Annotated in this window: 15 protein-coding genes; 10 read left to right on the top strand and 5 right to left on the bottom strand. The window is 73.8% G+C overall.

Features of this window, described 5'->3' with window-relative positions:
* Positions 1–40: 40 nt before the first annotated feature.
* Together C3492_RS06945 and C3492_RS06940 are read right to left on the bottom strand one after the other, a co-directional pair.
* On the bottom strand, positions 41–1,315 hold the full coding sequence (locus C3492_RS06945) for a deoxyguanosinetriphosphate triphosphohydrolase (protein ID WP_103810848.1): 1,275 nt from the start codon (positions 1,313–1,315) through the stop codon (positions 41–43).
* A gap of 114 nt (positions 1,316–1,429) precedes the next feature.
* Positions 1,430–2,218 carry a sirohydrochlorin chelatase gene (locus C3492_RS06940; protein ID WP_103810847.1) on the bottom strand — a complete coding sequence of 263 codons (789 nt, stop codon included), beginning with the start codon at positions 2,216–2,218 and terminating at the stop codon, positions 1,430–1,432.
* A 153-nt stretch (positions 2,219–2,371) separates the two neighbouring features.
* On the opposite strand from C3492_RS06940, the gene C3492_RS06935 reads away from it, so the two are divergent.
* The 3 genes from C3492_RS06935 (at position 2,372) to C3492_RS06925 (ending at position 6,268) form a co-directional block, all read left to right on the top strand.
* Complete coding sequence (locus tag C3492_RS06935) at positions 2,372–3,052, top strand: vancomycin high temperature exclusion protein (RefSeq protein WP_103810846.1); 681 nt, start codon at positions 2,372–2,374, stop codon at positions 3,050–3,052.
* A gap of 103 nt (positions 3,053–3,155) precedes the next feature.
* A complete protein-coding gene (locus C3492_RS06930) occupies positions 3,156–5,351 on the top strand; it encodes a molybdopterin oxidoreductase family protein (protein WP_103811039.1) in 2,196 nt (731 codons plus the stop codon).
* A 56-nt stretch (positions 5,352–5,407) separates the two neighbouring features.
* Positions 5,408–6,268, top strand: coding sequence for an arylamine N-acetyltransferase (locus C3492_RS06925; protein WP_103810845.1), 861 nt, complete (start codon positions 5,408–5,410; stop codon positions 6,266–6,268).
* Between the two features lies 1 nt (position 6,269).
* Here the strand turns inward: C3492_RS06925 and C3492_RS06920 are convergent, their stop codons facing one another.
* Positions 6,270–6,698, bottom strand: coding sequence for a gamma-glutamylcyclotransferase (locus tag C3492_RS06920; RefSeq protein ID WP_103810844.1), 429 nt, complete (start codon positions 6,696–6,698; stop codon positions 6,270–6,272).
* 150 nt (positions 6,699–6,848) lie between these two features.
* On the opposite strand from C3492_RS06920, the gene C3492_RS46620 reads away from it, so the two are divergent.
* The 3 genes from C3492_RS46620 (at position 6,849) to C3492_RS06905 (ending at position 10,169) form a co-directional block, all read left to right on the top strand.
* A complete protein-coding gene (locus C3492_RS46620; RefSeq protein ID WP_103810843.1) occupies positions 6,849–8,498 on the top strand; it encodes a M4 family metallopeptidase in 1,650 nt (549 codons plus the stop codon).
* Between the two features lie 324 nt (positions 8,499–8,822).
* Entirely contained in the window at positions 8,823–9,332 is a 510-nt protein-coding gene (locus C3492_RS06910) for a hypothetical protein (RefSeq protein ID WP_103810842.1), read from the top strand.
* Positions 9,333–9,590: 258 nt separating this feature from the next.
* Positions 9,591–10,169 (top strand): class F sortase, encoded by a 579-nt coding sequence (locus C3492_RS06905; protein ID WP_103811038.1) that lies wholly within the window; start codon positions 9,591–9,593, stop codon positions 10,167–10,169.
* A 5-nt stretch (positions 10,170–10,174) separates the two neighbouring features.
* Here the strand turns inward: C3492_RS06905 and C3492_RS06900 are convergent, their stop codons facing one another.
* Positions 10,175–10,522, bottom strand: a complete 348-nt coding sequence (locus C3492_RS06900) for a helix-turn-helix domain-containing protein (RefSeq protein ID WP_103810841.1) — start codon at positions 10,520–10,522, stop codon at positions 10,175–10,177.
* A 98-nt stretch (positions 10,523–10,620) separates the two neighbouring features.
* Between C3492_RS06900 and C3492_RS06895 the strand changes: the two genes are divergently transcribed.
* The 4 genes from C3492_RS06895 to nirD all read left to right on the top strand — a co-directional run bounded on the left by C3492_RS06895 (position 10,621) and on the right by nirD (position 15,856).
* Positions 10,621–11,508, top strand: coding sequence for an NAD(P)-dependent oxidoreductase (locus tag C3492_RS06895; RefSeq protein WP_181140233.1), 888 nt, complete (start codon positions 10,621–10,623; stop codon positions 11,506–11,508).
* A gap of 176 nt (positions 11,509–11,684) precedes the next feature.
* A complete protein-coding gene (locus tag C3492_RS06890) occupies positions 11,685–12,899 on the top strand; it encodes an NAD(P)/FAD-dependent oxidoreductase (protein ID WP_103810840.1) in 1,215 nt (404 codons plus the stop codon).
* Complete coding sequence (nirB, locus tag C3492_RS06885) at positions 12,900–15,509, top strand: nitrite reductase large subunit NirB (protein ID WP_103810839.1); 2,610 nt, start codon at positions 12,900–12,902, stop codon at positions 15,507–15,509. It begins immediately after the preceding gene.
* Positions 15,506–15,856 (top strand): nitrite reductase small subunit NirD, encoded by a 351-nt coding sequence (nirD, locus tag C3492_RS06880; RefSeq protein WP_103810838.1) that lies wholly within the window; start codon positions 15,506–15,508, stop codon positions 15,854–15,856. Before nirB ends, nirD begins: the two co-directional genes overlap by 4 nt.
* A 37-nt stretch (positions 15,857–15,893) precedes the next feature.
* Here nirD and C3492_RS06875 read toward each other — a convergent pair whose 3' ends face one another.
* Positions 15,894–16,877 (bottom strand): NADPH:quinone reductase, encoded by a 984-nt coding sequence (locus C3492_RS06875; protein WP_103810837.1) that lies wholly within the window; start codon positions 16,875–16,877, stop codon positions 15,894–15,896.
* Positions 16,878–16,986 lie beyond the last annotated feature (109 nt).

Below are 16,986 nucleotides of genomic sequence, written 5' to 3'. Positions count from 1 at the left end.
AGGGTGTGACCCGATCAGGGCACGGAGGGTCATGTTCCCCTCACATATGCCCCGTAAGTCTCGCGTGCAGTGAGAGGGCCGAGGCGTCGGTCAGGGAGGCGATCTGGTCCACGATCACCCGCTTGCGCGCCCGGTCGTCGTCCGCCGCGTCGAACAGCGCCCGGAACTGGGGGTCCAGGCCCTCGGGCGCGCGGGCGGTCAGCGCCTCGGCCAGCTCGGCGACGATGACCCGCTGGTCGGCGCGCAGCCGCTCCTGCTCCGCGCGCTGCATCACGTACCGGTCCGCGACCGCCTTGAGCACCGCGCACTCCATGCGGGTGGCCCGGGGTACGACGAGTTCGGCGTCGTACCGGGTGAGCGGGCCGGCGCCGTACGCGGCGCGGGTGGCGGCCTCGGCGGCCAGGCAGAACCGGCCGATGAGCTGACTGGTGGCGTCCTTCAGACGGGCCTGGGCGACCGCCGTGCCGTCGTAGCCGTGCGGCCACCACTCCTCGTCCTGGAGGCGGTCCAGCGCGGCGGCGAGTTCGGCGGGGTCGGTGTCCACGGGGACGTACCGGCCGATGGCGACCTCGAAGACCGCCCGCCGTTCCGGCTCGGCGTGCAGGCAGTTGGGGTCGATGTGGCCGGCGTGCAGGCCGTCCTCGACGTCGTGCACCGAGTAGGCGACGTCGTCCGACCAGTCCATGACCTGCGCCTCGAAGCAGGTACGGGTGCCGGGGGCATGGCGTCTGACCCAGTCGAACACCGGGCGGTCGTCCTCGTACACGCCGAACTTCCGCGACGCCGGGTCGGTGGGGTGGGTGCCGCGCTGCCACGGGTACTTGGTGGCGGCGTCCAGGGTGGCGCGGGTCAGGTTCAGGCCGACGGAACCCTCGGGGGTGAACCGTTTGGGCTCGATGCGGGTGAGGAGCCTGAGGGACTGGGCGTTGCCCTCGAAGCCGCCACAGTCGTCGGCGAACTCGTTCAGCGCGGTCTCGCCGTTGTGACCGAAGGGGGGATGACCGAGGTCGTGGGCGAGACAGGCCGCCTCGACCAGGTCGGGGTCACAGCCGAGGGCGGCGCCCAGCTCCCGGCCGACCTGGGCGCATTCGAGGGAGTGGGTGAGGCGGGTGCGGGGGCTGGGGTCCCAGGCCTGGTCGTGCGTCCCCGGGGTGACCACCTGCGTCTTGTCCGCGAGGCGGCGCAGGGCGGCGGAGTGGAGGATGCGGGCGCGGTCGCGTTGGAAGGCTGTGCGGCCCGGGCGTTTGTCGGGTTCGGGGGCCCAGCGCTCGACTGACGTCGGGTCGTATGCCGTGGAGAGTGCGGTGCCTTCCATGGGTCGACAGTAAGCCCAATCGCCTGCCGGATTCTGTTGTGGGGCGGCCGCGGGTCCGTCGTGGTCGACCGCGCCCCCGCGGCGGAGCCGCACATCGATACGGCCCCGCGCCCCTCACGCTGCTTCGGTCGACCGGGTGGACAGGCTCTGGTCGTAGCGGTGCAGGACCAGGCGCGCCATCGCCTCGTGGGCGCCCAGGGGTGCCGAAGCGATCCACGGCGCCGCCCCCGCGCACTGGGTCGCGAAGCGGCCAGGGGCCGTGAAACAGGACGCCACCGCCACTCGGTGGCGGCCCCTTGCCGCCAGGGCACGCAGAGCCGTCGGAACCGTCGGGGTCGCCGCCGAGGCGTACGCGGGGAGCACCGGGACGCCCAGGCGGGCGGAGAGGAGGCGGGCCGTGTGCCGGGTGTCCGTGGCCGAGTCGGGGTCGCGGGAACCGGCCGCGGCGAGGACGACCGCGGTCCCACGGCCGGCGGCGTCGTCCATGGCCGCCGGCCAGCCGGCCTCCAGCAGACGGGCGTGCAGGGCCTCGGCGAGGAGGGGGTGGGGGCCGAGCGGGGTGGCCATGTGCGCGCGTACCGGTGAGGCCGCCGCCATCTCGGGGATGTCCTGCTTGACGTGGTAGCCGCGGGCGAGGAGGAGCGGGACCAGGACGGCCGAGGTGTCACCGAGGGCGGCGAGGGTGTCGGGGAGCAGGGGCTCGTTCAGCTCGATGTGGCCGAGGTGGACCGGGAGGCCGGGGCGCAGCGCGCGGACCCGGTCCATGAGGGCCCGTACGGTGGTGAGGGCCCGGGGGTTCCGGCTGCCGTGGGCGACCAGCACGAGGGCCGGCGGGGCCGGGCGGCGGCGGCCGAGCGGGGGGACGAGCCGGCTGCTGGTGCGGAGGGGGATCGACGCCGTCATGGAACGATCCTGACCGCGGGACGTTGCGCGCCCGTTGCGTGGCCGTCACGGGTATTTTCCGCGCGTTCACCTCGTACGGATGTCCGATGTGAGGTGAACCGGGACGGCGCCGGTGGCGTCCTCCATGGTCGGGAGCGATCACAGGGGGGCCGTATGAGGATCCGTCGACCGCGATGGCCGCGCACGCGGGCCGGGCAGCGGCGGCTGGTGCAGGCCGTGATGGCCGGGTGTGTGCTGGCGCTGCTGCCGTCCACCTGGCTGTACGTGTCGACGGCGGACCGGCTGCGGACGACGGCGGACGTGCCGCGCACCGAGGTCGCGGTGGTGTTCGGGGCGGGGCTGTGGAAGCACGGGGAGCCGTCGCCGTACCTCGCGCACCGGCTGGACGCGGCGGCCACGCTGTACCGGGCGGGGCGGATCGAGGTGGTACTGGTCACCGGGGACAACAGCCGCAAGGACTACGACGAGCCCGACGCCATGCGCGCCTACCTCACGCGGCACGGGGTGCCGGACGCGCGGATCGTCAGCGACTACGCCGGGTTCGACACCTGGGACTCCTGTGTCCGGGCGAAGAAGATCTTCGGGGTGGACCGGGCGGTGCTGATCAGCCAGGGCTTCCACATCCGGCGGGCGGTGGCCCTGTGCGAGGCGGCGGGGGTGGCGTCGTACGGGGTCGGGGTGGACGCGGAGCACGACGCGACCTGGTACTACGGCGGGACGCGCGAGGTGTTCGCGGCGGGCAAGGCGGCACTGGACGCCGTCTTCCAGCCGGATCCGCGGTTCCTGGGGCGGAAGGAACCGGGGGTGGCGCGGGCCCTGGCCGCCGCGCGGTGACCGCGGCCTCACGGCCGGCCGGCCGGCGCGGGGAGGTCGCCGTGCCGGGCGTGTAACCGGAGGCGACCCGGGGCCGTAACACGTGCGACGCACGCTGGGCGGCATGGAGAACACCTCGACGCCCACCCACTGCCCGTACTGCGCCCTGCAGTGCGGGATGAACATCACGCCCCTGCCCCAGGGGGGCGTCGAGGTCACCGAACGCGCGGACTTCCCCGTGAACCGGGGTGCGCTGTGCGGCAAGGGCCGTACGGCGGCCGAGGTGCTGTCGCCCGCGGTACGGCTGACCGCGCCGCTGGTGCGCGACGGCGGCCGGCTGGTGGAGGCGAGCTGGCCCGAGGCGCTGGACCGGATCGCCGAGCGGCTCGGGGCGACGCGGGAGCGGTACGGCGCCGACGCGCTGGGGGTGTTCGGCGGGGGCGGGCTGACCAACGAGAAGGCGTACGCGCTCGGCAAGTTCGCCCGGGTGGTGCTGGGCACCTCGCAGATCGACTACAACGGCCGGTTCTGCATGTCGTCGGCGGCGGCGGCCGGTACGAGGGCGTTCGGCCTGGACCGGGGACTGCCGTTCCCGCTGGAGGACATCCCGAGGACCGGGTGTGTGGTCCTCGTCGGGTCCAACCTGGCGGAGACCATGCCGCCGTCGCTGCGGTTCTTCACGGAGCTGCGGGAGAACGGCGGCACGCTGATCGTCGTCGACCCGCGCCGGACGAGGACCGCCGAGCAGGCCGACCTGCACCTCGCCCCCCGGCCCGGCACCGATCTCGCCCTCGCCCTGGGCCTGCTGCACCTGGTGGTGGCCGAGGGACGCACGGACGAGGAGTACATCCGGGAGCGGACCACCGGCTGGGAGGAGGCCCGGGCCGCGGCGATGGCGCACTGGCCGGAGTACGTGGAGCGGATCACCGGGGTGCCGGTGCCGCAACTCCGCGAGGCCGTACGGATGTTCTGCGAGCCGGAGGCCGCGATGGTGCTGACCGCGCGCGGACCGGAGCAGCAGTCCAAGGGCACGGACACGGTGGGCGCCTGGATCAACCTGTGCCTGGCGACCGGCCGTGCGGGCCGCCCCTTCTCCGGGTACGGCTGTCTGACCGGGCAGGGCAACGGGCAGGGCGGACGCGAACACGGGCAGAAGGCCGACCAGTTGCCCGGCTACCGCAAGCTGGACGACCCGGCGGCGCGGCGGCACGTGGCCGGGGTGTGGGGCGTGGACCCGGACAGCCTGCCGGGTCCCGGGCGCAGCGCGTACGAACTCCTCGACGCCCTCGGCACGGACGTCCGGGCGCTGCTGCTGATGGGCTCCAACCCGGTGGTGTCGGCCCCGCGCGCGGCCCACATCGAGCGGCGCCTGCGCTCGCTGGACTTCCTCGCGGTGGCCGACGTCGTCCTGTCGGAGACGGCGGAGCTGGCGGACGTCGTGCTGCCGGTGACCCAGTGGGCGGAGGAGACGGGCACGACGACCAGCCTGGAGGGCCGTGTGCTGCTGCGCCGCCGGGCCGTCACTCCCCCGCCGCACGTCCGCAGCGACCTGTACGTCCTGCACGAGCTGGCCGACCGTCTCGGGGTGGAGAAGGGCTTCCCGGCCGATCCGGAGGAGGTCTTCGAGGAACTCCGCCGCGCGAGCGCCGGCGGCCCCGCGGACTACTCCGGCATCACCTACCGCCGCCTGGCCGAGGAGAACGGCGTCTTCTGGCCGTGCCCGGAGGGGTCGGGCGGGACGGAGGGTTCCGGTGGGACCGAGGGGTCTGGTTCCGGTGGGACTGATGGTTCTGACGGGACTGACGGTTCTGACGGTGCTGACGGCTCTGACGGGACTGAGGGTTCCCCCCACCCCGGCACCCCGCGTCTCTTCCTCGACCGTTTCGCCACCCCGGACGGCCGGGCCCGGTTCGTGCCCGTGGTGCACCGGGCCACGGCCGAGGAACCGGACGCCGAGTACCCGCTGCTGCTGACCACCGGGCGGGTGGTGTCGCAGTACCAGTCGGGGGCGCAGACCCGGCGCGTGGCGGAGCTGAACGCGGCGGCCCCCGGGCCGTTCGTGGAGCTGCACCCGCGGCTCGCGGCCCGGCTGGGGGCGGCCGACGGCGACCCGGTGGCGGTGGTGTCCCGGCGCGGCCGGGCCGTGGCGCCCGCGCGGATCACCGGTGCCATCCGGCCGGACACCGTCTTCATGCCCTTCCACTGGCCGGGCGAGGGCCGCGCCAACACGCTCACCAACCCGGCCCTGGACCCGACCTCCCGGATGCCCGAGTTCAAGTCGTGCGCGGTACGGGTGGAGGTCCTGGGCCCAGCGGACTAGCCGGGTCCGGTCCGCCGGACGCGGCACGGGCGGCGGCGCTCGCATAGGTTCGGGGTATGTCCGACACCGACCTGACCGAGCAGAGCGAGGCGTACGACCTCGACGCCTATCTCGACCGCATCGGCTTCAAGGGCGAGCGGCGGGCCGACCTGGCCACCCTGCGCGGGGTGCACCTGGCGCACGCGCTGTCGCTGCCCTTCGAGAACCTGGACCCGGTGCGGGGCACGGCTCCCTCCCTCGCGCCCGCCGACCTGATGGCCAAGATGATCCACGGCAGGCGCGGCGGCTACTGCTACGAGCACAACATCCTGCTCCGGCTGGCGCTGGAGGCGCTCGGTTTCCGGGTGGCCCAGCTGGCCGGCCGGGTGGTGGTGGGCGCGCGGACACCGGAGAGCCGGCCCCGGACGCACGCGATGCTCCGGGTCGAGGTGGCGGGCGAGCCGCTGCCGTACCTGGCGGACGTCGGCTTCGGCGCGCCCGGCGCGCTGCTGCTGCCGGTGCCGCTGGTGACCGGAACCGAGTTCGAGGGCGCCGGCCGCCGGCACCGGCTGGTGCGGCTGCCGCACGACGGGCCGCTGGAGCTGTGGGAGCTGCAGGTCCACGACCCCCGGGGCGGCCCGGGCGAAGGGGCGTGGGCCGGTCAGTACGCGTTCACCCAGGAGCCGTTCGCCGCGCCCGACCTGGAGGTGTTCAACTGGTTCGTCGGCACCCACCCCCGCTCCCCCTTCACCCGCCGCCCCTACCTGCAGCGCACCACCGCCGATCGCCATCTCTCCCTGGACGGCGCGCGGTTGACCGAGACGCTCGCCGACGGCACGGTGACCGGGCGCACGCTGACCGAGGAGGCCCAGGCGCGGCGCGTGGTGGAGGAGGAGTTCGGCATCGAGGTGCCCGAGGGGGTCACCCTGCTCACCTGACTCAGCGGCGGGAGAGCCAGTCGCCGTCCGTGATGCGGGTGCCGGTGGCGCGCAGCCGGGCGGCGACGCGCGGGGCGGCCAGGTAGACCCAGGCCCTCACGGTGCCGCCGGCGGTGCGTACGGTGTCCCGGGCGAGGCGTTCGTAGAGGTTGCGGGGGTCGCCCGGTACGTACTCCTCCAGCCGGTCCAGTGCGGCCAGCAGTTCCTCGTACGCCTCGGGCCGGGCGGTCACCAGTTCCCCGCGCACGGTTCCGCCGGGCTCCTCGACGGCGTAGGGGTAGCCGGGTCCGTCGTACAGCACGGCGCCGGTGAGGCGGGCCGGTTCCTCGGCGAGGGTGCGGCCGCGCAGGTAGAGGTCGTGGTTGGCCTCGCCGGGGCGGAGTGTGCCGTAGACGAAGAAGGGCAGGGGGCGGGGGTCCTCGGCGATCACGGAAACGATTCTGGACCCTCGCCGGCTCCCCACACATCTCCCCGAAGATCCATGAACGCGCTATGGACATGACATGTCATGCCCACTTAAATCTCGGTGACACGTCAGCGCCACCCCCACTCCCAGCCTGGCGCCTCCCCGAGGAGACAGATGAGCCGGATACGGCAGCACGTCCGAGGAACCCGCCGCACAGCCACCGCCGGTGTCGCCCTGACCACCGCGACCCTGCTGGCCGTCAGCCTCTCCCCCGCCGCCCACGCCGACGCCCGGCCGACCCGGGCCACCGCGGTCGAGAACGCGGCCTCGGCCCTCCTGGCCCACGCCGCGTCCCTGGGCCTCACCGCGCCCCAGGACACCAGCGTCCGGGACGTGGTCGTGGACAAGGACGGCACCCAGCACGTCCGCTACGACCGCACCTACCGTCAGATCCCGGTGCTGGGCGGCGACTTCGTCGTCCACCTCGCCCCCGACGGCGCCTACCGCGGCGCCGACCGCGCCACCCGGCAGGCGATCTCCGTGCCCTCCGTCACCCCGCGGGTCTCCGGCCCCAGGGCCGCCGGTCTCGCGGTGAGCGCCCTGCGGGCGGCCAACCCCGGCACGACGCTGAAGCAGGCCAAGGCCAAGCCGGTACTGGTGGTCGACGCCCTGCACGGCAGCCCGAAGCTGGCCTGGCGCACCGACGCGGCCGGCCTGGACTCGCTCGGCAACCCCGTCGCCCGGACGGTGCTGACCGACGCGCGCACCGGCGCGCAGATCGACGCCTGGGACAGCATCGAGACGGCCACCGGCGACGGCAAGGCGCTCTACAGCGGCACGGTGCCGCTGGAGACGACCCAGTCGGGGACGTCGTACCAGCTCAAGGACCCGACGCGGGGCAACACCTACACCGGTGACGCCGAGGGCAAGACCGACCTGTGCATCTTCGGCATCTGCTTCAGCCGGGCCCCCGCGACCCTGTTCACGGACGCCGACAACCACTGGGGCTCGGGCACCACCGCGGACCGCGCCTCGGCCGCCGTCGACGCCCAGTACGGCACCAACGAGACCTGGGACTACTACAAGAACGTCCACGGCCGCAACGGCATAGCGGGCGACGGCAAGGGCTCGTACAACCGCGTCCACTACGGCAGCAACTACAACAACGCCTTCTGGGACGACAGTTGCTTCTGCATGACCTACGGCGACGGTGACGGCACCACCTTCGGGCCGCTGGTCGCCCTGGACGTCGCCGGGCACGAGATGACCCACGGCGTGACGTCCAAGACCGCCGCGCTGACCTACTCGGGCGAGTCCGGCGGGCTGAACGAGGCCACCTCCGACATCCTCGGCACGATGGTGGAGTGGTACGCGAACAACTCCTCCGACACCGGTGACTACCTCATCGGCGAGAAGATCGTGAAGCCCGGCTTCGGCAAGGCGGCCCTGCGCTTCATGGACAAGCCCTCCAAGGACGGGAGTTCGGCCGACTACTGGAGCTCGTCGGTCGGGAACCTGGACGTCCACTACTCCTCGGGCGTAGCCAACCACTTCGCCTACCTGCTCGCCGAGGGCAGCGGCGCCAAGACCGTCAACGGCGTCGGCTACGACTCGCCGACGTACAACGGCTCGACGGTCACCGGCATCGGCCGGGACAAGGTCGGCAAGATCTGGTACCGGGCGCTGACGGTCTACATGACCTCCTCGACCAACTACGCGGGGGCGCGCACGGCCACCCTCAACGCGGCCAAGGACCTCTACGGCGCGGGCAGCACCGAGTACAACGCGGTGGCCGCCGCCTGGAGCGCGGTCAACGTCAACTGAACCGGCGCGGCCTCCCCGGCCGGCCGTCCCCGCCGCCTGCCGCCCCTGCCGCCGGCCGTCCCGGCTGACCCCGGCTGACCCCGGCTGACGGCGACGGGGTGCGGCCGGCGGGTGGGGGCCAATCGTGTGCTCTTCGTACCCGGCCCCTCACACGGCCCTGACCTGCCGGAACACGCTCCGGCTAGGCCGTGTGGGGGGCCTTTCGCGCCACCCGTTCACCGCATTCCCGGCGCCTCCTCGGGAAGCGGATCCCCGCGACTGCGACTTACCTCGGTAGGGCAGGGGCGCACCCCTGGACGAGTCGGACAAGCCCTGGGGAGCACCATGCGACGCACTGCCCGTCTGCTGGCCGGTACCGCGCTCGCCGTGACCGCCGCGGCACCCGCCCACGCGGCCGGGACCGGCCGTCTGGACCTGTACCCGGCGACGGTGACACCCGGTGGCCAGGTCACCGTGAACACCGCCGCGTGCGGGGACACGGGGGCCGCGACCGGCGACGCGGGCGCGGTCGGTGCCGGAACGTTCATGCTGGCACCCACCGCGCACGAGGGCGAGGCGATCGGACAGTTCCGGGTGCCGCCGAGCGCCCAGCCGGGGACGTACGAGATCGTCGCCCGGTGCGCCGAGGGCGACCGGCAGGTGGCGGGCGACCTGGTGGTGGCGTTGAGCGCGGTGCACCAGCAGGTGCTGCCGCGAGGAAGCGTGAAGACGGGGGTCGGCGGCGGACTCGGCACCGACCCCGTACAGACCGCGGCGGGTGTGGCGGCACTGGCCGTCGCCGCCGCGGGCGGTACCTGGCTCCTGCATCGCCGGGCGAGAGGCGACGGGATCTGACGGACACCCTCCGCTGTCCGTCCGCCGGTACCGCAACATCCCGCCCCCTCCGGGTCCGACGCCCCTCGCGGCCCGGAGGGGGAAGGGGATATCGGGGGCCCGCCCCCGGGAGAGGGGATTGGCATGCGCGAGGCCGCCGGGAACCGCCGGGCCGGAAGCCGCACGGCCGGGAACCACCTGGCCGCCGGGAACCGCAGGGCCGCCCGGCGCTCCAGGACCGCCCGGCTCGGCGACACCGCCATAGCCGCCGTCACCGTCATGGCCCTCGGCTCGGGCGTGTGGCTGCTGGGCGGCGGCACCGGCCCGCACACCCCACCGCAGCCGTCCGCCGCCGAGGGCCGTCCCGACCCGGGCGGTGCGCGGGTCGGGGCGCCCGGCCTCGCGCCGTCCCCGCCCCTGCGCATCCGCATCCCCGCGATCCGGGTGGACGCGCCCCTCGTGGGCCTGGCCCTCACCCGCTCCGGCAGCCTGGACGCGCCGCCCGCCAAGGAGAAGAACCTGGCCGGCTGGTACGAGGCCGGCACCACCCCCGGCGAGACGGGCACCGCGATCGTCGCCGGCCACGTCGACAACACCGAGGGCCCCGCCGTCTTCTACGACCTCGGCGCGCTCAAGCGGGGCGCCCGCATCGAAGTGGACCGCCGGGACGGCTCCGTGGCCGTGTTCACCGTGGACGCGGTGGAGGTGTACTCGGCGCACGACTTCCCCGACGACAAGGTGTACGGCGCCGCCCCCCGCCCCGAACTCCGTGTCATCACCTGCGGCGGCGGTTACTCGAAGACCACCGGCTACCAGGGCAACGTGGTCGTGTTCGCCCACCTGACGGCAAGCCGCTGACGGCTTCAGCGCGGCGCCGGTGCCGCGTCCAGGACGTGTCTCCTGCCCCACGTGCCCAGTGGCTCCAGCGCCTCGTTCAGCTGGGTACCGCTCTCGGTCAGCGAGTACTCGACGCGCGGCGGCACCTCGTCGTACTCCTCGCGGTGCACGACGCCGTCGGCCTCCAGTTCGCGCAGCTGCGCGGCGAGCACCTTCTCCGTGACGCCCGGCAGCCGCCGGCGCAGCTCACCGAAGCGGCACGTGCCGCATTCGCCCAGCGCCCACAGGATCGACACCTTCCACTTGCCGTCGATGATGTCCATCGCCGCATCGGTACCGCAGACGTACGCCCCCGGCCGCCGTCCCACCGGCATGGTGTTCCCCCTTCCGACCCGCACGCTTTCCCACCGGTAACCACCCACTCGCAAGTACGTACTTCTGCGCGGCGGTTCCATGGGTGAGCGTAGTCGCCATGACCGACACCTCCCTCTCCTCCGCGCCCCGTACCCCCCTGACCCTGCTCGGCACCGGTGCGATGGGCACCGCGCTCGGGCGGGCCTGGCTCGCCGCCGGGCATCCGCTGACCGTCTGGAACCGCACGCCCGCACGGACGGCCGCGCTGACCGCCGAGGGCGCGGTGGCGGCGGGGAGCGCGGCGGAGGCGGTGGCCGCGAACCGGCTCGTCGTGGCCTGTCTGCTGGACGACGCCTCGGTGGGCACCGCCCTGGACTCCGCCGAGCTGGCCGGCCGTGACCTGGTGAACCTCACCACCGGCACCCCCGCCGACGCCCGGGAGCGCGCCGCCTGGGCCGAGAAGCGGGGCGCCCGGTTCCTGGACGGCGGGATCATGGCCGTACCGCCGATGATCGGCGCGCCCGGTGCCTTCGTGCTCTACAGCGGCCACCGCGACCTGTTCGACGAGCACCGGGACACCCTCGCCGTCCCGGCCGGCACCGAGTACGTCGGCACCGACCCCGGCCTCGCCGCGCTGCACGACGTGGCGCTGCTGAGCGGGATGTACGGCATGTTCGCGGGCGTCACGCACGCGTTCGCGCTGCTGCGCGGGACCGGCGTGGCGCCCGGGGACTTCGCCGCGCTGCTCGTGCCCTGGCTGAACGCGATGGCCGGCTCGGCACACCAGACGGCCGAACGGCTGGAGTCGGGCGACTACACCACCGGTGTGGTCTCCACTCTGGAGATGCAGGTGGCGGGCACGGACACGCTGCTGCGCACGGCCGGGGAGCAGGGCGTGAGCCCGGACCTGCTCAGCCCGTTCCTGGAGCTGATGCGCCGCCGCCTGGCCGACGGCCACGGCACGGAGGACACCACCGGCCTGGTGGACCTGCTGCGCACCAGCTGACCGCGGCTTCGCGACCACCGGGCCGGCCCCCAGGTCCCCGGCGGCCCCGCCTCACACCCCCTCCCCGCCCTTGCGCGGGCCCCTCACACCCCCCACCGCCGTCCGCTGAGGGCAGCGTTCCTCCCGGGAAACAGACGTGATGCTGCCGGGTAACGTCGGGGCCGCACGCTCGGGACATGACCTCGAATACGCGTGTGGTGGTGATCGGCGCCGGCCTCGCGGGCGTGCGGCTCGCCCGGCGGCTCGGCGAGCTGGGCACGCCCGCGCTGCTCGTCGGCGAGGAGGAACACGCGCCGTACAACCGGGTGCTGCTGGCCGAGGTACTGGCCGGCCGGTACGCCCCGGAGGTGATCGCCCTCCCGCCGCCCGCCGGCCTGCTGCGCACCCGGGTCACCGGCATCGACCGGGCCGCCCGGACCCTCGCCTGCGCCGACGGCACGTCGATCGCATACGACACGCTGGTGCTGGCCACCGGCTCCAACCCGGTGCTGCCCCCGCTGCGCGGCCTGTTCGGCCCCGACCACCAGCTCCCCGAGGGCGTCCACGCGTTCCGCACCATGGACGACTGCCTGGGCCTCGCCGAGGCCGTGCGGCCCGGGGTGCGGGCGGTCGTCATCGGCGGCGGGCTGCTCGGCGTCTCCGCGGCCCGCGCGCTCGCCGTCCGCGGCGCCCAGGTGGTACTCGCGCAGCAGGCCGAGCGGCTCATGGAGCGCCAGCTCGACCCGGACGCCTCCCGGCTGGTGCTGCGGCACCTGACCGAGCTGGGCGTCGAGGTGCACACCGAGTGCCGGGTGCGGGACGTGCGCTGCGTCGCCGGCGCGGTCCGCTCGGTGGAGATGGCCGACGGGTACGCGCTCGACGCCGACCTCGTGGTCCTCGCCTGCGGGGTACGGCCCCGCACGGGTCTCGCCGAGCAGGCCGGCCTCGCCGTCCGCAAGGGCGTCCTCGTAGACGACGAGCTGCGCACCTCCGACCCGCACATCCACGCCATCGGCGACTGCGCCCAGCACGACGGCACGGTCTACGGCCTGGCCGCCCCGGCCCTGGAACAGGCCGACGCGCTCGCCGAGCTGCTGGCAGGCGACGCCGGTGCCCGCTACACCGGCACCCGCTCCCTGACCCGGCTGACCCTCACCGGTCCCGACTCCCCCTTCGACCTCGCCGCGTTCGGCGAGACCGAGCCCCGCCCGGGCGACGACGTCGTGCGGATCGCCGACGCCACCCGCGGCACCTACCGCAAGGTCGTCGTCCGCGACGACCGCCTGGTCGGCGGGGTCCTCGTCGGCGAACTCGGCACCGTCGGCGCGCTCGCCCGCGCCTGGGAGGGAGCCGAGCCGCTCCCCGACGACGGCCCCCTGCTCCACCTGCTCACCAACGATGGAGGCTCCTGAATGACCGCCACCCTGGGGGCCACCCCCACGATCGTGCTCGTCGGCCACGGCATGGTCGGCCAGCGCTTCCTCGAAGCGCTCGCCGAGCGCGGCCTGACCGCCACGCACCGCGTGGTCGTGCTGTGCGAGGAGCCGCGTCCGGCCTACGACCGCGTCCAGCTCACCTCGTACTTCTCCGGCAGGACGCCCGAGGACCTCTCCATGACCGACATGGAGTTCATCAAGGACCACGGCATCGAGCTGCACCTCGGCGACCCGGCGGAGACGATCGACCGCGAGGCGCGCACCGTGACCGCCCGCTCGGGTCTGGTCGTGGACTACGACGTCCTCGTGCTGGCCACCGGCTCCTACCCGTTCGTGCCGCCGGTGCCTAACAAGGACGCCACGGGCTGCTTCGTGTACCGGACCATCGAGGATGTGCTGGCGATCGAGGAGTACGCGAAGACCCGGGCGACGACGGGTGCCGTGGTCGGCGGGGGTCTGCTCGGTCTGGAGGCCGCCGGCGCGCTCAAGGGGCTCGGGATCGACGCCCACATCGTGGAGTTCGCGCCGCGGCTGATGCCGGTGCAGGTCGACGACGGCGGTGGCGCGGCCCTGCTGCGGACCATCCGGGACATGGGCCTGACCGTCCACACCGGTGTGGGCACCCAGGAGATCGTGACGGACGACTCCGGTGCCGTCACCGGCATGAAGCTGTCCGACGGATCCGAACTCGCCACCGACATGGTGGTGTTCAGCGCCGGTGTCCGCCCCCGCGACCAGCTGGCCCGCGACGCGGGCCTGACGGTCGGCGAGCGCGGCGGCATCACGGTGGACGAGCAGTGCCGGACCGTCTCCGACCCGCACGTGTTCGCGATCGGCGAGTGCGCGCTGGCCGCCGACGGCCGGGTCTACGGCCTGGTGGCACCGGGCTACGAGCAGGCGGAGACGGCCGCCGCGACCATCGCGGCCGACGAGGCCTCCTTCACCGGTGCCGACCTGTCCACCAAGCTGAAGCTGCTCGGTGTGGACGTGGCCTCCTTCGGCGACGCGCACGGCACCACCGAGAACTGCCTGGACGTCGTCTACTCCGACTCCCGCGCCGGCCTGTACAAGAAGCTGGTCATCGGCGCGGACGGCACACTGCTCGGCGGCATCCTGGTCGGCGACGCGGAGGCGTACGGCACCCTGCGCGCGCTCACCGGCTCGGTGCCGCCCGTCTCCCCCGAGTCACTCGTCCTGCCCGCCGGAGCCGACTCGGGGGCGCAGCTCGGCCCGGCCGCGCTGCCGGACGACGCGATCATCTGCTCCTGCAACAACGTCCGCAAGGGCACGATCCGCGAGGCGGTCACCGAGCACAGGTGCACCACGGTGCCCGAGGTGAAGAAGTGCACCAAGGCCGGGACCACGTGCGGCAGTTGCGTGAAGGTGCTGGGCCAGTTGGTCGACGCCGAGCTGGAGGCGTCCGGTGTCGAGGTCGACAAGGGCCTGTGCGGCTGCTTCTCCCAGACCCGTGAGGAGCTGTACGAGATCGTCCTGGCCCTGCGCATCACGTCGTACCGGGAACTGCTGGACCGCCACGGCCGCGAGGCCGCCCGGGGCGGGGACGGCTGCGAGGTGTGCAAGCCGGCCGTCGGCTCGATCATCGCCTCCCTCGCCCCGACGATCGGCGCGAGCGGCTATGTCCTGGACGGCGAGCAGGCCGCGCTCCAGGACACCAACGACCACTTCCTCGCCAACCTCCAGAAGAACGGCTCGTACTCGGTGGTGCCGCGCATCCCCGGCGGGGAGATCGCACCCGAGAAGCTGATCGTGATCGGCGAGATCGCCCGGGACTTCGGCCTCTACACGAAGATCACCGGTGGCCAGCGGATCGACATGTTCGGCGCCCGCGTCGAACAGCTGCCGCTGATCTGGGCCCGGCTGGTGGACGCCGGCTTCGAGTCCGGCCACGCCTACGGCAAGTCGCTGCGCACGGTGAAGTCCTGTGTGGGCTCCACCTGGTGCCGCTACGGCGTGCAGGACTCGGTCCGGATGGCGATCGACCTGGAGCTGCGCTACCGGGGCCTCAGGTCCCCGCACAAGCTGAAGTCTGCGGTGTCCGGGTGCGCCCGCGAGTGCGCCGAGGCCCAGTCCAAGGACTTCGGGGTGATCGCCACCTCGGGCGGCTGGAACCTGTACGTCGGCGGCAACGGCGGCGCCACCCCGCGCCACGCCGACCTGCTGGCCCAGGACCTGTCCGACGCCGAACTGGTCCGGCTGATCGACCGGTTCCTCATGTTCTACATCCGTACGGCCGACCGTCTGGAGCGCACCAGCACCTGGCTGGAGCGCATCCCGGGGGGCCTGGAGCACGTACGGGACGTGGTGGTGCACGACTCGCTCGGCATCTGCGACGAGCTGGAGCAGCTGATGCGGGCGCACGTCGCGCACTACCGCGACGAGTGGGCGGAGACGGTCAACGACCCCGAGAAGCTGGCCCGGTTCGTGTCCTTCGTGAACGCCCCGGACACCCCGGACCCGGTGGTCTCCTTCGTCCCCGAGCGCGACCAGATCAAGCCCGACCTGCCGCTGCTGAACATCGGCCTGCGGCCCGCCGACGACGTCCTGGAAGGAAGCGCCCAGCGATGACCCTGGCAGTTGAGACGACCGACCTGAAGGTCCAGCTCCAGCTCGCGGACGGCTGGTTCACGGTCTGCGACCTGAGCCTGCTGGTCCCGGGCCGCGGAGTGGCGGCCCTGCTGCCGGACGGCCGCCAGGTGGCCCTCTTCCGCGACCGCGCGGACCGGCTGTACGCCGTCGACAACCGCGACCCCTTCACCGGCGCGGCCGTCCTGTCCCGCGGCCTGACCGGCACCCACCAGGGCCGCCCCTTCGTGGCGTCCCCGCTGCTGAAGCAGCGCTTCGACCTGGTCACCGGTGAGTGCCTGGACGACGATTCGGTGCGGGTGAGCGCGTACGAGGTGCGGGCGCTGTAGGGAGGGGCGGGGTGCGGACCGGGCCGCGGGCCTCGGCTCAGGTCAGGTCCGTGCGCAGCACGACCCGGCGGCCCCGCAGCTCCCCGCTCTCCATCCGCGCGTGCGCCTCGGCGGCGGCGCCCAGCGGGAGCACCTCGACGCTCCGGGGGCGCAGCAGGCCCTGCCCCAGCAGGTCGTTGACGGCGGTCGCGGCGGCGGCGAGTTCGACGGTCGTCGCGTGCGAGATGACGAAGCCCACGACGGAGCAGTCGTTCATGTACAGCGGTCCGGCGGGCAGCACGGGCCGGGTGCCGGCACCGGCGAGCAGCACCACCCGGCCGCGGCGGGCGAGCAGACCGACCGAGGTCTCCAGATCGTTCACGCCCGCCGTGTCCACGTACACGTCGACACCGGCCGGCGCCGCCCGGCGGATCTTCCCGGTCAGCTCCGGGTCGCGGTAGTCGAACACCTCGGCCGCGCCCGCCCCGGCGCAGTACCCGGCGTCCCGTGCGCCGGCCGTGGCGAGGACCCGGGCCCCCGCCCGCGCCGCGAACGCCATCAGGGCGCTGCCCACGTTACCCGCGGCACCCGCGACCAGCACGGTCTCGCCGAGGCGCAGGCGGCCGTGGACGAACAGGGCGAGGTACGCGGTGGCGGCCGGGTGCAGCGCGGCCACGGCGAGGTCCGGGTCGACACCGTCGGGCAAGGGGTAGAGCCGGTCGGCCGCCACCACCGCCTGCTCGGCGGCCGCGCCCTGCCGTCCCTCGTGCCCGAGGCTGTTGCACCACACGCGGTCGCCGGCCCGGAAACCGGTCACGCCGGGTCCCGTCCCGGCGACGGTGCCCACCAGGTCACGGCCGATGACGAACGGGAAGTCCACGGCCGTACGGAACACCCCCGACCGGACGTAGGCGTCCACCGGGTCCACTGCGGTGGCGAGCACGTCCACCAGGACGTCGGTCGGGCCGGGGCGGGGCGCGGGCAGCTCGCCGTACCGGATGACGTCCGGGGGACCGAGCTCCTGGATGTACGCGGCACGCATGGTCTTCCATGCTGCCACCGGGGGGCGCAGGGCGCGCGGGCGCCTCCACGGGCGCGCCCCTTCCCCGCTCACCCCGACGCGGCGCTCCAGTCAGCCCTGGAGCTGTTCT

Origin of the sequence: Streptomyces sp. Ru62 (assembly GCF_002920615.1) — a bacterium.
Taxonomy (GTDB): Bacteria; Actinomycetota; Actinomycetes; order Streptomycetales; family Streptomycetaceae; genus Streptomyces.
This window is presented reverse-complemented; position numbering and strand designations above follow the sequence as displayed.

Excerpts from the sequence above, each read along its gene's own strand:
- C3492_RS06900 (WP_103810841.1), bottom strand. The coding sequence starts at position 10,522 with ATGCCGGTGGGACGGCGGCCGGGGGCGTACGTCTGCGGTACCGATGCG.
- C3492_RS06905 (WP_103811038.1), top strand. The coding sequence starts at position 9,591 with ATGGCCCTCGGCTCGGGCGTGTGGCTGCTGGGCGGCGGCACCGGCCCG.
- C3492_RS06895 (WP_181140233.1), top strand. The coding sequence starts at position 10,621 with ATGACCGACACCTCCCTCTCCTCCGCGCCCCGTACCCCCCTGACCCTG.
- C3492_RS06940 (WP_103810847.1), bottom strand. The coding sequence starts at position 2,218 with ATGACGGCGTCGATCCCCCTCCGCACCAGCAGCCGGCTCGTCCCCCCG.
- C3492_RS06925 (WP_103810845.1), top strand. The coding sequence starts at position 5,408 with ATGTCCGACACCGACCTGACCGAGCAGAGCGAGGCGTACGACCTCGAC.
- C3492_RS06930 (WP_103811039.1), top strand. The coding sequence starts at position 3,156 with ATGGAGAACACCTCGACGCCCACCCACTGCCCGTACTGCGCCCTGCAG.
- nirD (WP_103810838.1), top strand. The coding sequence starts at position 15,506 with ATGACCCTGGCAGTTGAGACGACCGACCTGAAGGTCCAGCTCCAGCTC.
- C3492_RS46620 (WP_103810843.1), top strand. The coding sequence starts at position 6,849 with ATGAGCCGGATACGGCAGCACGTCCGAGGAACCCGCCGCACAGCCACC.
- C3492_RS06890 (WP_103810840.1), top strand. The coding sequence starts at position 11,685 with ATGACCTCGAATACGCGTGTGGTGGTGATCGGCGCCGGCCTCGCGGGC.
- C3492_RS06945 (WP_103810848.1), bottom strand. The coding sequence starts at position 1,315 with ATGGAAGGCACCGCACTCTCCACGGCATACGACCCGACGTCAGTCGAG.
- nirB (WP_103810839.1), top strand. The coding sequence starts at position 12,900 with ATGACCGCCACCCTGGGGGCCACCCCCACGATCGTGCTCGTCGGCCAC.
- C3492_RS06935 (WP_103810846.1), top strand. The coding sequence starts at position 2,372 with ATGAGGATCCGTCGACCGCGATGGCCGCGCACGCGGGCCGGGCAGCGG.
- C3492_RS06875 (WP_103810837.1), bottom strand. The coding sequence starts at position 16,877 with ATGCGTGCCGCGTACATCCAGGAGCTCGGTCCCCCGGACGTCATCCGG.
- C3492_RS06910 (WP_103810842.1), top strand. The coding sequence starts at position 8,823 with ATGCGACGCACTGCCCGTCTGCTGGCCGGTACCGCGCTCGCCGTGACC.